16 protein-coding genes are annotated in these 13,988 nt (G+C 69.2%); 12 read left to right on the top strand and 4 right to left on the bottom strand.

Features of this window, described 5'->3' with window-relative positions; all coding sequences use genetic code 11:
• Window positions 1–176 precede the first annotated feature (176 nt).
• The 8 genes from map to truA all read left to right on the top strand — a co-directional run bounded on the left by map (window position 177) and on the right by truA (window position 5,493).
• Window positions 177–1,013 carry a type I methionyl aminopeptidase gene (gene map / locus ACFVH0_RS21995; protein WP_385822508.1) on the top strand — a complete coding sequence of 279 codons (837 nt, stop codon included), beginning with the start codon at window positions 177–179 and terminating at the stop codon, window positions 1,011–1,013.
• A gap of 178 nt (window positions 1,014–1,191) precedes the next feature.
• Window positions 1,192–1,413, top strand: coding sequence for a translation initiation factor IF-1 (infA, locus tag ACFVH0_RS21990; RefSeq protein ID WP_003956442.1), 222 nt, complete (start codon window positions 1,192–1,194; stop codon window positions 1,411–1,413).
• Between the two features lie 60 nt (window positions 1,414–1,473).
• Window positions 1,474–1,587 (top strand): 50S ribosomal protein L36, encoded by a 114-nt coding sequence (gene rpmJ / locus ACFVH0_RS21985; RefSeq protein ID WP_003956441.1) that lies wholly within the window; start codon window positions 1,474–1,476, stop codon window positions 1,585–1,587.
• A 194-nt stretch (window positions 1,588–1,781) separates the two neighbouring features.
• Window positions 1,782–2,162 (top strand): 30S ribosomal protein S13, encoded by a 381-nt coding sequence (gene rpsM / locus ACFVH0_RS21980; RefSeq protein WP_018519286.1) that lies wholly within the window; start codon window positions 1,782–1,784, stop codon window positions 2,160–2,162.
• Window positions 2,163–2,267: 105 nt separating this feature from the next.
• Window positions 2,268–2,672 carry a 30S ribosomal protein S11 gene (gene rpsK / locus ACFVH0_RS21975; protein WP_003956432.1) on the top strand — a complete coding sequence of 135 codons (405 nt, stop codon included), beginning with the start codon at window positions 2,268–2,270 and terminating at the stop codon, window positions 2,670–2,672.
• A 133-nt stretch (window positions 2,673–2,805) separates the two neighbouring features.
• Window positions 2,806–3,828 (top strand): DNA-directed RNA polymerase subunit alpha, encoded by a 1,023-nt coding sequence (locus tag ACFVH0_RS21970; RefSeq protein ID WP_003966937.1) that lies wholly within the window; start codon window positions 2,806–2,808, stop codon window positions 3,826–3,828.
• 203 nt (window positions 3,829–4,031) lie between these two features.
• A complete protein-coding gene (rplQ, locus tag ACFVH0_RS21965; protein WP_072486706.1) occupies window positions 4,032–4,532 on the top strand; it encodes a 50S ribosomal protein L17 in 501 nt (166 codons plus the stop codon).
• Window positions 4,533–4,638: 106 nt separating this feature from the next.
• A complete protein-coding gene (truA, locus tag ACFVH0_RS21960) occupies window positions 4,639–5,493 on the top strand; it encodes a tRNA pseudouridine(38-40) synthase TruA (protein WP_385822506.1) in 855 nt (284 codons plus the stop codon).
• A gap of 7 nt (window positions 5,494–5,500) precedes the next feature.
• Here the strand turns inward: truA and ACFVH0_RS21955 are convergent, their stop codons facing one another.
• Window positions 5,501–6,355: a hypothetical protein gene (locus ACFVH0_RS21955; protein WP_385822505.1), complete on the bottom strand. Its 855-nt coding sequence runs from the start codon at window positions 6,353–6,355 to the stop codon at window positions 5,501–5,503.
• A 57-nt stretch (window positions 6,356–6,412) separates the two neighbouring features.
• On the opposite strand from ACFVH0_RS21955, the gene ACFVH0_RS21950 reads away from it, so the two are divergent.
• From ACFVH0_RS21950 to glmM, 4 genes are all read left to right on the top strand, one after another.
• A complete protein-coding gene (locus tag ACFVH0_RS21950; RefSeq protein ID WP_385822547.1) occupies window positions 6,413–8,041 on the top strand; it encodes an ABC-F family ATP-binding cassette domain-containing protein in 1,629 nt (542 codons plus the stop codon).
• 357 nt (window positions 8,042–8,398) lie between these two features.
• Window positions 8,399–8,842, top strand: a complete 444-nt coding sequence (gene rplM, locus ACFVH0_RS21945; RefSeq protein WP_072486702.1) for a 50S ribosomal protein L13 — start codon at window positions 8,399–8,401, stop codon at window positions 8,840–8,842.
• A gap of 44 nt (window positions 8,843–8,886) precedes the next feature.
• Window positions 8,887–9,414 carry a 30S ribosomal protein S9 gene (gene rpsI, locus ACFVH0_RS21940; protein ID WP_030979658.1) on the top strand — a complete coding sequence of 176 codons (528 nt, stop codon included), beginning with the start codon at window positions 8,887–8,889 and terminating at the stop codon, window positions 9,412–9,414.
• Window positions 9,415–9,647: 233 nt separating this feature from the next.
• A complete protein-coding gene (glmM, locus tag ACFVH0_RS21935; protein ID WP_385822503.1) occupies window positions 9,648–11,006 on the top strand; it encodes a phosphoglucosamine mutase in 1,359 nt (452 codons plus the stop codon).
• Window positions 11,007–11,203: 197 nt separating this feature from the next.
• On the opposite strand, the gene ACFVH0_RS21930 is transcribed toward glmM, so the two are convergent.
• The 3 genes from ACFVH0_RS21930 to ACFVH0_RS21920 all read right to left on the bottom strand — a co-directional run bounded on the left by ACFVH0_RS21930 (window position 11,204) and on the right by ACFVH0_RS21920 (window position 13,875).
• Window positions 11,204–12,181: a DUF389 domain-containing protein gene (locus tag ACFVH0_RS21930; RefSeq protein ID WP_385822500.1), complete on the bottom strand. Its 978-nt coding sequence runs from the start codon at window positions 12,179–12,181 to the stop codon at window positions 11,204–11,206.
• Between the two features lie 19 nt (window positions 12,182–12,200).
• A complete protein-coding gene (gene coaA / locus ACFVH0_RS21925) occupies window positions 12,201–13,196 on the bottom strand; it encodes a type I pantothenate kinase (protein ID WP_385822499.1) in 996 nt (331 codons plus the stop codon).
• Window positions 13,197–13,269: 73 nt separating this feature from the next.
• Complete coding sequence (locus ACFVH0_RS21920; protein ID WP_385822497.1) at window positions 13,270–13,875, bottom strand: hypothetical protein; 606 nt, start codon at window positions 13,873–13,875, stop codon at window positions 13,270–13,272.
• Between the last annotated feature and the right edge of the window lie 113 nt (window positions 13,876–13,988).

The raw sequence follows: 13,988 nt of genomic DNA, 5'->3' as shown, positions 1-13,988 counted from the left end.
GGGGCCGCGTGTTCTCAACAAACCCCCCACGTGGCGGGTCCGCTCAACCTGCAGTCTTCGTGCGGGCGCCGGCGCCCACCGGCCCCCCCCCCCCCGACTGTTTGCGCCGTATCGTTGTGTGAGTACGCCGCAGACATCACCGTTCGATGCAGTCCGATGCAGAGAGGCGCCGCGCAATGGTGCAGATCAAGACCCCCGAGCAGATCGCGAAGATGCGCGAGGCGGGGCTGGTGGTCGCTGCCATTCACGCGGCCACCCGCGAGGCGGCGGTGCCCGGCGCCACCACGCTGGACCTGGACCAGGTCGCCCGCAAGGTGATCGCCGACCACGGTGCGAAGTCGAACTTCCTCGGTTACGGAGGGTTCCCCGCGACCATCTGCACCTCGGTCAACGAGGTCGTCGTCCACGGCATCCCGGACGACAAGACGGTCCTCAAGGACGGCGACATCATCTCCATCGACGCCGGCGCGATCGTCGACGGCTGGCACGGTGACGCCGCGTACACGGCCTTCGTCGGCACCGGTCACGCACCGGAGCTGGTCGAGCTCTCCCGGGTGACCGAGGAGTCCATGTGGGCCGGCATCGCCGCGATGAAGGTGAACAACCGCCTCGTCGACATCTCGAAGGCGATCGAGACCTACATCCGCCGCCAGCCCCGCCCCGCCACCGGCAAGTACGGGATCATCGAGGACTACGGCGGCCACGGCATCGGCACCGAGATGCACATGGACCCGCACCTGCTGAACTACGTCGCCCGCAAACGCGGCAAGGGCATCAAGCTGGTCCCCGGCGTCTGCCTGGCCATCGAGCCGATGGTCTCGCTCGGTACGGCGCAGACCGAGGTGCTCCAGGACGACTGGACGGTCATCACGACGGACGGCACCTGGTCCTCCCACTGGGAGCACTCGATCGCCCTCACCGAGCAGGGCCCCCTGGTCCTGACCGCCCCCGACTGCGGCAGGGCGAAGCTGGCGCAGTACGGCATCGAGGCGGCGCCGGATCCGCTCGGCTGACGGCCCCGGGGGGATTTGACCCGCTTGTCGAGGTCTAAGGATCTCCTCCGGTGGGCAAACTTGACGGATTCGTCTTTTGGGGTCCGCTGACGTAGACTGACTCGTCGGCTGTCGTGCATCAGTGTGTCCGCATGCGATGCCGAAAGTCGATCAAGGTAGCCGATTCGAAAGGCGAAGCGTGGCCAAGAAGCAAGGTGCCATCGAAATTGAGGGCACCGTGATCGAGTCCCTCCCGAACGCCATGTTCAAGGTGGAACTCCAGAACGGTCACAAGGTCCTCGCGCACATCAGCGGCAAGATGCGGATGCACTACATCCGAATCCTTCCGGATGACCGGGTCGTCGTGGAGCTCTCCCCGTACGACCTGACGCGTGGCCGGATCGTCTACCGCTACAAGTAGATCTTGCCTGCACCTCGCTCCTGCGCGGTGACGGCACTGACCCGGAGAACCTGACATCCCATGAAGGTCAAGCCGAGCGTCAAGAAGATCTGCGACAAGTGCAAGGTGATCCGCCGTCACGGTCGGGTCATGGTCATCTGCGACAACCTGCGCCACAAGCAGCGCCAGGGCTGACGCACGACCCCCTGCATCTCGCAGCACTTCGCGCGACGCACGTAAAACGTACATACGCAGAGTCCGTCCAAGCTTCGGCTGACGACACCTCCGGTGGGGGCCGGGGACCCGGGCGTACCACCTCTCGTCACGAGAGGTCGGCGATCGGGAGCGGCACTGCGGAAGACCCCCGAATTAACAACTGGAGCCATTGAATGGCACGCGTTTCAGGTGTTGACATCCCGCGCGAAAAGCGCGTGGAGGTTGCCCTCACCTACGTCTTCGGTATCGGGCGCACCCGGTCCAAGGAGATTCTCGCCACCACTGGCGTGAACCCCAACACCCGCGTTCGTGACCTGGCCGAAGAGGACCTGGTCAAGATCCGCGAGTACGTGGACGCCAACCTCCGCACCGAGGGTGACCTCCGTCGCGAGATCCAGGCCGACATCCGCCGCAAGGTCGAGATCGGCTGCTACCAGGGTCTGCGTCACCGCCGCGGCCTGCCGGTCCACGGCCAGCGCACCAGCACGAACGCTCGTACCCGCAAGGGCCCGCGTCGCGCGATCGCCGGCAAGAAGAAGCCGGGCAAGAAGTAGTCCTCAGCGGACGCACTGCGGGCGTCCGGGCCACCGGTCATCCGCAGCAACCAGCGGTCTTCGCTGTAGGACCGATCACCTCCCCTCTCCATCTGGAGTCAAGACATGCCCCCCAAGGGTCGTCAGGGCGCAGCCAAGAAGGTGCGTCGCAAGGAAAAGAAGAACGTCGCTCACGGCCACGCGCACATCAAGAGCACGTTCAACAACACGATCGTCTCGATCACGGACCCCTCGGGCAACGTGATCTCCTGGGCCTCCGCCGGCCACGTCGGCTTCAAGGGCTCGCGCAAGTCCACCCCCTTCGCCGCGCAGATGGCCGCCGAGTCGGCCGCCCGCCGCGCGCAGGAGCACGGCATGCGCAAGGTTGACGTCTTCGTCAAGGGTCCGGGCTCCGGCCGCGAGACCGCGATCCGTTCGCTCCAGGCCACCGGCCTGGAGGTCGGTTCGATCCAGGACGTCACCCCCACCCCGCACAACGGATGCCGCCCGCCCAAGCGTCGCCGCGTCTGATTCTTCCGGGCTCTGCTCCAGGCAGTAGCTCGTGGGTCCGGGCGGTACGGCCCCTTCGGGGTCGTGCCGCCCGTACCCTTGTCAGTATCTGGGGGCGTCAAATAGTGGGCGCCCACGACTGAAGGAACGCAACATGCTTATCGCTCAGCGTCCGTCGCTGACCGAAGAGGTCGTTGACGAGTTCCGCTCCCGGTTCGTCATCGAGCCGCTGGAGCCGGGCTTCGGCTACACCCTCGGCAACTCTCTTCGCCGTACGCTCCTCTCCTCGATCCCCGGCGCTGCTGTCACCAGCATCCGGATCGACGGTGTCCTGCACGAGTTCACCACCGTGCCGGGCGTCAAGGAGGACGTCACCGACCTCATCCTCAACATCAAGCAGCTGGTCGTCTCCTCGGAGCACGACGAGCCGGTCGTGATGTACCTGCGCAAGCAGGGCCCCGGCCTGGTCACCGCTGCTGACATCGCCCCGCCGGCCGGTGTCGAGGTCCACAACCCGGACCTGGTCCTGGCCACGCTCAACGGCAAGGGCAAGCTGGAGATGGAGCTGACCGTCGAGCGCGGTCGCGGCTACGTCTCCGCCGTCCAGAACAAGCAGGTGGGCCAGGAGATCGGCCGTATCCCGGTCGACTCCATCTACTCGCCGGTGCTCAAGGTCACGTACAAGGTCGAGGCGACCCGTGTCGAGCAGCGCACCGACTTCGACAAGCTGATCGTCGACGTCGAGACCAAGCAGGCCATGCGTCCGCGTGACGCCATGGCTTCGGCCGGAAAGACCCTGGTCGAGCTGTTCGGTCTGGCGCGCGAGCTCAACATCGACGCCGAGGGCATCGACATGGGCCCGTCCCCGACGGACGCCGCGCTCGCCGCCGATCTGGCGCTGCCGATCGAGGAGCTTGAGCTCACGGTCCGTTCGTACAACTGCCTCAAGCGTGAGGGCATCCACTCCGTGGGTGAGCTCGTGGCTCGTTCCGAGGCCGACCTGCTCGACATCCGCAACTTCGGTGCGAAGTCGATCGACGAGGTCAAGGCGAAGCTGGCCGGTATGGGCCTCGCGCTGAAGGACTCGCCTCCCGGCTTCGACCCGACCGCCGCCGCCGACGCCTTCGGCGCCGACGACGACGCGGACGCCGGTTTCGTGGAGACCGAGCAGTACTGATCCGCCTCCGGCCGGGGCGCCTGGGATCCCGGGTGCCCCGGCCGGGGTGAGGCTCTGTCCTCAACCGCCGGACGGGCTTGATTTTCGGGCTGGGGCTCGATGTCGGGTGCGTGCGGCCGACCAAGACTTCCGTGCGGCGACCGTTGCACGGGAACTGACACCGGTACCTGATACGGCCGGTGCAGCACACAAGGAGAAACACCATGCCGAAGCCCGCCAAGGGTGCCCGTCTGGGCGGCAGCGCCGCGCACGAGAAGCTGCTTCTCAACAACCTCGCGAAGTCGCTGTTCGAGCACGGCCGCATCACCACGACCGAGGCCAAGGCCCGTCGCCTGCGTCCGGTCGCCGAGCGTTTCATCACCAAGGCGAAGAAGGGCGACATCCACAACCGTCGCCTGGTGCTGCAGTCGATCACGGACAAGGGCGTCGTCCACACGCTCTTCACCGAGATCGCCCCGCGGTACGAGAACCGCCCCGGTGGTTACACCCGCATCACCAAGATCGGCAACCGTCGTGGCGACAACGCCCCGATGGCGGTCATCGAGCTGGTCGAGGCGCTGACCGTGGCCCAGCAGGCCACCGGTGAGGCCGAGGCCGCGACGAAGCGTGCGGTCAAGGAAGACGCCCTCAAGAAGGACGAGGCTCCGGCCGAGGCCGTCGAGGACGCCAAGCCGGCCGACGACGCCGAGTCGAAGGACGCCTGAGCGTTCTGAGACCACTGGACGGGCCCGCACCACCCTTCGGGGCGGTGCGGGCCCGTTCCGCATGTACCCGCGTGTGCCGCGTGCACCGGTAGAAAAGGACCCATGGGTGAGTGACGAGGTGGAGCCCGGCTTCGTACGGGTGCGGCTGGACCTGGCGTACGACGGCAAGGACTTCTCGGGCTGGGCGAAGCAGACCGCCAGGCGGACCGTCCAGGGCGAGATCGAGGACGCGCTGCGGACCGTGACGCGTTCCTCACGGACGTACGACCTGACCGTCGCCGGCCGGACCGATGCCGGGGTGCACGCCCGGGGCCAGGTCGCGCATGTCGACCTGCCGGACGAGGTGTGGGCCGAGCACGGCGACAAGCTGCTGCGGCGGATGGCCGGGCGGATGGCGCCGGACGTACGGATCTGGCGGATCGCACCGGCCCCCGAGGGCTTCAACGCCCGGTTCTCGGCGCTGTGGCGTCGTTACGCCTACCGCGTCGCCGACCGTCCCGGCGGGGTGGATCCGCTGCTGCGCGGTCATGTGCTGTGGCACGACCGGCCGTTGGACGTGACCGCCATGAACGAGGCGGCTGCCCGGATGGTCGGCGAGCACGACTTCGCCGCGTACTGCAAGAAGCGCGAGGGCGCGACGACCATCCGTACGCTGCAGAAGCTGAGCTGGGTCCGGGACGGGGCGACCGGCATCATGACGGCGACCGTGCAGGCGGACGCGTTCTGCCACAACATGGTCCGCGCGCTGATCGGCGCCGCGCTCTTCGTGGGCGACGGGCGCCGTCCCGCCGAGTGGCCCGCCCAGGTACTCGCGGCCCGTGTCCGCGACCCCGGCGTGCACGTGGTGCGTCCGCACGGACTGACGCTGGAGGAAGTGGCCTACCCCGCCGACGAGTTGCTGGCCGCCCGCGCCCGGGAGGCGCGCAATGTGCGGACGCTTCCCGGGGACGGATGCTGCTGAGGGTGCGTCAGCCGGGCTGCGCGGTGGCCGCGGCGGAGGCCTGGAGCTCGCCGCGGCGGTGGATCTGACGGAACGTGAAGTTCGTCAGGTCGTCGCCGGTGGCGTAGACCTTCTTGTCGGCCGTGGTGACGCTCTTGCCGTTGGTGAACCCGCTGATGGCGAAGTAGGCGTAACGGCCGTAGGAGTTCGCGGTGCGGCGGCAGACCGAGCCGGCGGGGCAGAAGGCCGGTACGCCCCCGCCGCTCAGCGTGGCGATGCTGCCGCTCGCCTGCCGGGCCGCCTTCTTGGCCTGGGCCTCCGTCCGGAAGACCGCGAGGCCGACGGTGACGGCGACGCCGTCCTTGCTGTACGTGGCCCGGATCACCTGGTCGCAGCCGTTGTTCACGAGGATCGAGCCGAGCGCGCCCTTGGTGGTCGCGGCGCAGTTCTTCGTCTGCTGCGTCGCGCCCTTGGCGTAGACGCGGTCGCCCATCGTCAGCTTCTTGCCGGGGAAGAAGGCGTCGGCGGTGATCGGCGCCCGGTCCTTCTTCGCGTCGGAGATGTAGTCCTTCGGGTTCGGCGGGGGCGGTGGCGCCACCGAGGAGAAGGACGGCTCGGGCTCGGCGGTCTCGTTCGGCAGGTCGCTCGGCGCGGGCAGCTCGCTCGCGTTCTTGCCGGAGCCGGTGGGGCTGTTGTTCTTGTTGGTCGAGATGACGGCGGTGGCCACGATCGCGCCGATCGCCGCGGTGGCGAGCACGCCACCGCCGATCAGCAGCCACTTCTTGCGCCGTTTGCGCGCGGCGGACTCGTCGGCCAGCGCTGCCCAGTCCGGAGTCTGTGTGCCCCCGGGCCCCCAGGAGGGCCCCCCTTGCCCAAAGCTCATGCCGCGATCCTAGAGGAGACGTAAACCGGTTGGGCCAGGGCTTCGCGGGCCGTGACAATGCTGTGTATGGGACATCTTGAAGCGGGCCATCTCGAGTACTACCTACCGGACGGGCGGGTGCTGCTCGGCGATGCCTCGTTCCGGGTGGCCGACGGGGCCGTGGTCGCCCTGGTGGGGGCCAACGGGGCCGGTAAGACGACGCTGCTCAGGCTGCTCGCCGGGGACCTCCAGCCGCACGGCGGCTCCGTCTCGGTGAGCGGCGGGCTCGGGGTGATGCAGCAGTTCGTGGGCTCGGTGCGGGACGAACGCACGGTCCGGGACCTGCTCGTCTCCGTGTCCCAGCCGCGCATCAGGGAGGCGGCCCTCGCGGTCGACCGGGCCGAGGAGCTGATCCTCACCGTCGACGACGAGGCCGCGCAGATGAAGTACGCGCAGGCCCTGAGCGACTGGGCGGAGGCCCGCGGGTACGAGGCCGAGACCGTCTGGGACATGTGCACCATGGCCGCGCTCGGCGTCCCGTACGAGAAGGCGCAGTGGCGCGAGGTGCGCACGCTCTCCGGCGGTGAGCAGAAGCGGCTGGTGCTGGAGGCGCTGCTGCGGGGGCCCGACGAGGTGCTGCTGCTCGACGAGCCGGACAACTATCTCGACGTGCCCGGCAAGCGATGGCTGGAGGACCGGCTCAAGGAGACCCGTAAGACGGTCCTGTTCGTCTCGCACGACCGCGAGCTGCTCTCCAGGGCCGCCGAGAAGATCGTCAGTGTCGAGCCGAGCCCGGCGGGCAGCGACGTGTGGGTGCACGGCGCCGGCTTCGACACGTACCACCAGGCCCGCAAGGACCGGTTCGCCCGGTTCGAGGAGCTGCTGCGGCGCTGGGAGGAGGAGCACGCCCGGCTCAAGGCGCTGGTCCACCGGCTGCGGCAGCAGGCGGCGATCAGCCCCGACATGGCGTCCCGCTACCGGGCGATGCAGACCCGCTTCAAGAAGTTCGAGGACGCGGGCCCGCCGCCGGAGCCGCCGCGCGAGCAGGACATCAAGATGCGGCTGCGCGGCGGCCGGACCGGGGTACGCGCGGTGACCTGCAAGAACCTTGAGCTGTCCGGCCTGATGAAGCCGTTCGACCTGGAGGTCTTCTACGGGGAGCGGGTCGCCGTCCTCGGCTCGAACGGCTCGGGCAAGTCGCACTTCCTGCGGCTCCTCGCGGGCGAGCCGGTCGCGCACACCGGGGAGTGGAAGCTCGGGGCCCGGGTCGTGCCCGGCCACTTCGCACAGACCCACGCCCACCCGGAGCTGCTCGGGCACACCCTCGTCGAGATCCTGTGGACCGAGCACGCCAAGGACCGCGGCGGGGCGATGTCCGTGCTGCGCCGCTACGAGCTGGAACGGCAGGGCGACCAGCCCTTCGAGAAGCTGTCCGGCGGCCAGCAGGCACGGTTCCAGATCCTCCTCCTGGAACTGGCCGGCACGACCGCGCTCCTCCTCGACGAGCCGACGGACAACCTGGACCTGGAGTCGGCGGAGGCCCTCCAGGACGGTCTTGAGGCGTACGAGGGAACGGTGCTGGCCGTCACCCACGACCGCTGGTTCGCGAAGTCCTTCGACCGCTACCTGGTGTTCGGCTCCGACGGAGTCGTACGCGAGACGGCGGAACCGGTGTGGGACGAGCGGAGGGTGGAGCGGGCGCGGTGACGCGGTTGCGCCACGGTCCGAGGCGCACCCCCGCGGGAAACCCGTACCGGCCAGCCCGTCCGGCGATTGAGGACGGAACCCCCGGCAGCGGGGCCGGCCAGGCCGGGGAACCCCGCTGCCGCCCGCCCGAGGGCCACGCGTTTTGACCCGTCCGGGGCGGGGCGGGTAGTCTCGTCGATTGTTATGCGTATTGGCTTCGTCGTTCTCACGCGTAGGGCCCTTACGTAGGTTCTCTGGAGCAGTTACCAGTGGCTCGCATACGGGCAGCGTCCCCGGCATTGTGAGCCCCAGCTGCATGATCGCTTCAGAGGTGCCATGTGTCTGGCCCCCATCCACTGAAGAAGCGAAGGCTACGAAGTGCGTACGTACAGCCCCAAGCCCGGCGATGTGACGCGCCAGTGGCACATCATTGACGCGCAGGACATCGTCCTGGGTCGTCTGGCCACCACGGCCGCGAACCTCCTCCGCGGCAAGCACAAGGCGATCTACGCCCCCCACATGGACATGGGCGACTTCGTCATCATCATCAACGCCGAGAAGGTTCACCTCTCCGGCAACAAGAAGACCCAGAAGATGGCGTACCGCCACTCCGGGTTCCCGGGTGGTCTCCGCTCCGTCCGTTACGACGAGCTGCTCGCCAAGAGCCCCGAGAAGGCCGTCGAGAAGGCCATCAAGGGCATGATCCCCAAGAACAGCCTGGGCCGTCAGATGCTCTCGAAGCTCAAGGTCTACGCGGGCGACCAGCACCCGCACGCTGCTCAGCAGCCGGTCCCGTTCGAGATCACCCAGGTCGCGCAGTAGTTCCGGCCTCCCCCTAAGACCAAAAGAAAGATCTGAGGAGAATCGTGGCCGAGACCACTGTTGAGAACCCCATCGAGGGCACCGAGGGCGAAGAGGTCTTCGCCGAGGTGACCACCTTCGAGTCCGAGGTTCCCGTCGAGGGCGAGTACACCAGCGAGTCGCTGGCGTCCCGCTTCGGCGACCCGCAGCCCGCCGCCGGCCTTGGCCGTCGGAAGAACGCCATCGCCCGCGTCCGGATCGTTCCGGGCACCGGCAAGTGGAAGATCAACGGTCGCACCCTTGAGGACTACTTCCCCAACAAGGTGCACCAGCAGGAAGTCAACGAGCCCTTCAAGGTGCTTGAGCTCGACAACCGCTACGACGTCATCGCCCGCATCTCGGGTGGCGGCGTCTCGGGTCAGGCCGGCGCCCTGCGTCTCGGCGTGGCCCGTGCGCTGAACGAGGCGGACGTGGACAACAACCGCGCCCCGCTGAAGAAGGCCGGCTTCCTCTCCCGTGACGACCGTGCGGTCGAGCGCAAGAAGGCCGGTCTCAAGAAGGCCCGCAAGGCCCCGCAGTACAGCAAGCGCTAAACCGCCTGCTCACCTGCTTTACACGTTCGCCCCGGCGGCACTTCTCGTGCTGCCGGGGCGTTCGTTTATCGGCACCCTCGGGCGTATAACGGCATAAGACGTTCATAGGCTTGTTTGTGATGGCTTTGTGTTGCCCGGCGGTCGGTGCGCGCTGTTCCGCGCATCCTGTTGCTGTGTTGCTTTGCTTTGGTTGATTTGGTTTTGCGGTTTCGGAGCATCTTCGGAGGACACCAGTGGGACGACTCTTCGGCACGGACGGTGTGCGCGGTGTCGCCAATGCGGATCTGACGGCCGAGCTGGCGCTCGGTCTCTCGGTCGCGGCGGCGCATGTTCTCGCCGAGGGGAGCACCCTCGACGGAACCCGGCCGACAGCCGTGGTGGGCCGTGACCCACGCGCGTCCGGAGAGTTCCTGGAGGCCGCCGTCGTGGCCGGTCTCGCCAGCGCCGGCGTGGATGTCCTGCGCGTCGGTGTGCTGCCCACCCCGGCGGTGGCGTATCTCACCGGTGCACTGGGCGCCGACCTCGGTGTGATGCTCTCCGCGAGCCACAACTCGATGCCGGACAACGGTGTCAAGTTCATCGCGCGCGGCGGTCACAAGCTCTCCGACGAGCTGGAGGACCGCATCGAGTCGATCTACCAGCAGCACCGCTCCGGCGAGCCGTGGGAGCGCCCGACCGGTGCCGGTGTGGGGCGCGTCACCGAGTACGCGGAGGGCTTCGACCGCTACGTGGCCCACCTCGTCGCGGTCCTGCCGAACCGGCTCGACGGGCTGAAGGTCGTGCTCGACGAGGCGCACGGAGCGGCCTCCCGGGTCTCGCCCGAGGCCTTCGCGCGGGCCGGTGCCGAGGTCATCACGATCGGTGCGGACCCGAACGGCCTGAACATCAACGACGGCTGCGGTTCCACCCACCTGGAGCCCCTGAAGGCCGCCGTCGTCGAGCACGGCGCCCACTTCGGCATCGCGCACGACGGCGACGCCGACCGCTGCCTGGCCGTGGACGCCACCGGCGAGGAGGTCGACGGCGACCAGATCCTGGCCGTCCTGGCCCTCGCCATGCGCGAGGCCGGGCAGCTGCGCAAGGACACCGTGGTCGGCACCGTCATGTCCAACCTCGGCTTCAAGATCGCGATGGAGCGGGAGGGCATCCAGCTCGTCCAGACCGCCGTCGGCGACCGCTACGTACTGGAGTCGATGAAGGCCGAGGGCTACGCGCTGGGCGGCGAGCAGTCCGGCCATGTCATCGTCCTGGACCACGCCACGACCGGCGACGGCACGCTGACCGGCCTGCTGCTGGGGGCCCGGGTCGCCGCCACCGGCCGTACCCTCGCCGATCTGGCCGGGGTCATGCAGCGGCTGCCGCAGCTGCTGATCAACGTCCGCGACGTCGACAAGTCCCGGGTCGGTACCTCCCCGGAGCTCGCCGCGGCCGTGGCCGAGGCCGAGCGTGAGCTGGGCTCCACCGGGCGCGTACTGCTGCGCCAGTCGGGCACCGAGCCGCTGGTGCGGGTCATGGTCGAGGCGGCCGACATCGAGCAGGCCCGGGCGATCGCCGAGCGGCTGGCCGATGTCGTGAAGTCCGCGCTGGGCTAGGGTCTTTCGTCTGGATCGGGCCGGATCAGGGAGCGGGGTCCGGTGTCGTGGATCGCAAGGCGGAGGAGGGAGTCGGATGGGCTCTCCCCTGGTCGAGCGGAGCCGAGGGCTCGGGAAAGGAGCCCTGGCGGCCGACGACAACGCGGCGAGGCGCGGCACCGGGGCACGCGAGCCCGGCATGATCCGGACGAGAGGCCCTAGGCCCGCTTCGAGGACCCCTGGTCGCCGGACGGGCTCGTGGCGGGGCCCGTCCGGCGGCGGTGGGCGGCCCACAGGGCCTTCTGGACCAGCAGGGTCAGCGTTCCCGCGACCACGATTCCGCCCAGGTTCGCCAGCAGCTGGCTCGTGGAGCCCGACATCTGGTGGTAGTCGCTGTAGCTGAACGCCACCGCCGCGTTGGCCGCGGCCGGCACGGTCGTCACCGAGATGGCGACGCCGATCAGCGCCCCGGACTTAGCCGAGGTGAGCGAGAGCGTCCCGGCGATCCCGGCCAGGAAAGCCACCACGAACGACATCGCGTCCGGCTTCCAGATGAACGCCGTGTTGGGGCGGTCGGCCTCGATCATCGAGCGGGTGAACAGCCCGAAGGCGTCCATCAGCCAGGCGAACCCGGCCGTCAGCACCATCGCCACGGCGAAGCCGCCGATCAGGGCGTACAGGGAACGCAGCGCCAGTCGTGGAGCGCGCTGCACCAGGGCCGTGGAGATCCCGGCCAGCGGGCCGAACTCCGGGCCGACCGCCATCGCGCCCACGATCAGGATCGCGTTGTCGAGCATCACACCGCAGGCGGCGAGCATCGTCGCGACGGTGAGGAACGCCACGTACGTGACGCTGAACGTCGACTCCTCGTGGGTCGCCTCCGTCAGCTCCTCCCACAGCACCGCGTCCGCGCCCTCGCCCGGCGCGTCCTCCTCGGCCTTGTCGGCGTGCGCGGAGAGCGTCAGGTCCATGTTCTCGACGGTGATCGAACCGGACTTGTCGATCCCGAGCCGGCGCAGCGCGGAGATCAGATCGTCGCCCGCCTCACGGGCCACGTCGCACAGGATCATGTCGCCCGCCGGGTTGCGGGCGGCCCCGGTCAGCACGACGAGATGGGTCGTACCGAGGGTGTTCTCCACCAGGTGCAGCACCTCGTCCGTACGGTCGGCGGGGACGATCAGGCGCAGATGCAGCACGCGGCCACTCCCGGGAGGCTCAGAGTTTGCGCAGGGACAGCCGCTGGACCTTGTGGTCCGGGCCCTTGCGCAGCACCAGGGTGGCACGGCCCCGGGTGGGTGCGACGTTCTCCACCAGATTGGGCTTGTTGATGGTCCGCCACATCGTCGCCGCGTACTCCATGGCCTCCGCCTCGGAGACCTGGGTGTACTTGCGGAAGTAGGAGGACGGGTCCTGGAACGCGGTGTCGCGCAGCTTGCGGAAGCGGTTGAGGTACCAGGTCTCGATGTCCTCGGTGCGCGCGTCCACGTACACGCTGAAGTCGAAGTAGTCGGCGAGACCGACCCTGGTCCGGCCGTCGCTGCCGGGCATCGCGGGCTGGAGCACGTTCAGCCCCTCGACGATCAGGATGTCGGGGCGGCGTACGGTGAGCCGCTGGTCCGGCACGATGTCGTAGATCAGGTGTGAGTAGACGGGGGCGGTCACCTCGTCCTTGCCGGCCTTGATGTCGGCGACGAACCGGGTCAGGGCACGCCGGTCGTACGACTCGGGGAACCCCTTGCGCGACATCAGCCCCCGGGCCCGGAGCTCCTTCATCGGCAGCAGGAACCCGTCCGTGGTCACCAGCTCGACGCGCGGGTGCTCGGGCCAGCGGGCCAGCAGCGCCTGGAGGATGCGCGCGGTGGTGGACTTGCCGACCGCGACACTGCCCGCGACGCCTATGACGAACGGGGTGCCTCGCTGCGCGCCGTGGCCGTTGCCCGCGTCCCCGAGAAAGGTGTTCAGGGCGCCGCGCAGGCCCGAGGTGGCCTGGACGTAGAGGTTGAGGAGCCGGGAGAGCGGCAGGTAGACGTCCCGTACCTCGTCGAGGTCGATGACGTCCCCGAGGCCGCGCAGCCGCTCCACCTCGTCGGCGGTCAGCGGCAGCGGAGTCCTGTCGCGCAGGGCGCTCCACTCGGCGCGGGACAGATCGACGTACGGCGTCGCCGCATGCTCGGCGCGTCGGTGGGTGCTCCGTGGCGGCGAAGTGATCACGGGTTCATTGTTGCGGGAGTTCTGACGCAGTGGGGGGTGGGCTCGGTCACGTGGGGTGGGGCGGGGGCGGCGTTCACGGCTCGGTGCCCACCTTTCTCAGTACGCAGAGGTCTCCGTCGTCGGGGTCGCCGATGTAGGTCCACAGGAGCGGCGAGCCGGGCGTCCCCCTGGCCTCCAGCCGGCCGCTGACCCGGCCGGGGGCGAACTCGGTGGACACCTCCGTCGCGTCGTCCCGGGACGCGTACGTGCCGGACTCCCAGATGCCGGTCCCGCTCATCGTGGAGGGGAAGCCGAACCCGGAGCTGTCACCGGTGGCGGCGTCCGTGTAGTCGCCGCAGACGTCCGTGGCGCTGAAGGTGCCGTCCGCCGCCAGGACGAGCCGGCCGCCGTCGTCGTCCTGCCAGGTGCCCTGAAGCCGGCTGTGCGCCAGTACGAGCGGCGGGCCGTCGGGCGCCGGGGGCACGTTCACGAAGCGCAGGAGGAGGACCAGGACGAACAGGCCCAGGGGCACGAGTACGACGAGGGCCGCGCCGACGGACAGTCCCAGCGCGACGGCGGCCCTGTTCGACAGGCCCCGCCCGGGCGGGGGCGGGCCCGGGAGCGGCCGGGAGGGCCGCAGGTCCCAGGGAGGGCGCTGCGACGGCGTGGCCGGTCCTTCGGCGCCGGACACGCGCCCCACCCCCAGAGTCTCGGCCGGCCTGCCGGGTATCGGCGCCGGCCGGCGGCGACGCAATGATGCACCCCGGGTCGCCCGCCGCCGTCGGCGGGGCCCGGTGTCCGCTCCCCTGCGGC

It is taken from the genome of Streptomyces sp. NPDC127117, assembly GCF_042677325.1.
Lineage (GTDB): Bacteria > Actinomycetota > Actinomycetes > Streptomycetales > Streptomycetaceae > Streptomyces.
The sequence above is the reverse complement of the archived record's forward strand: the minus strand, read 5'-3'. Positions and strand labels throughout refer to the sequence as shown.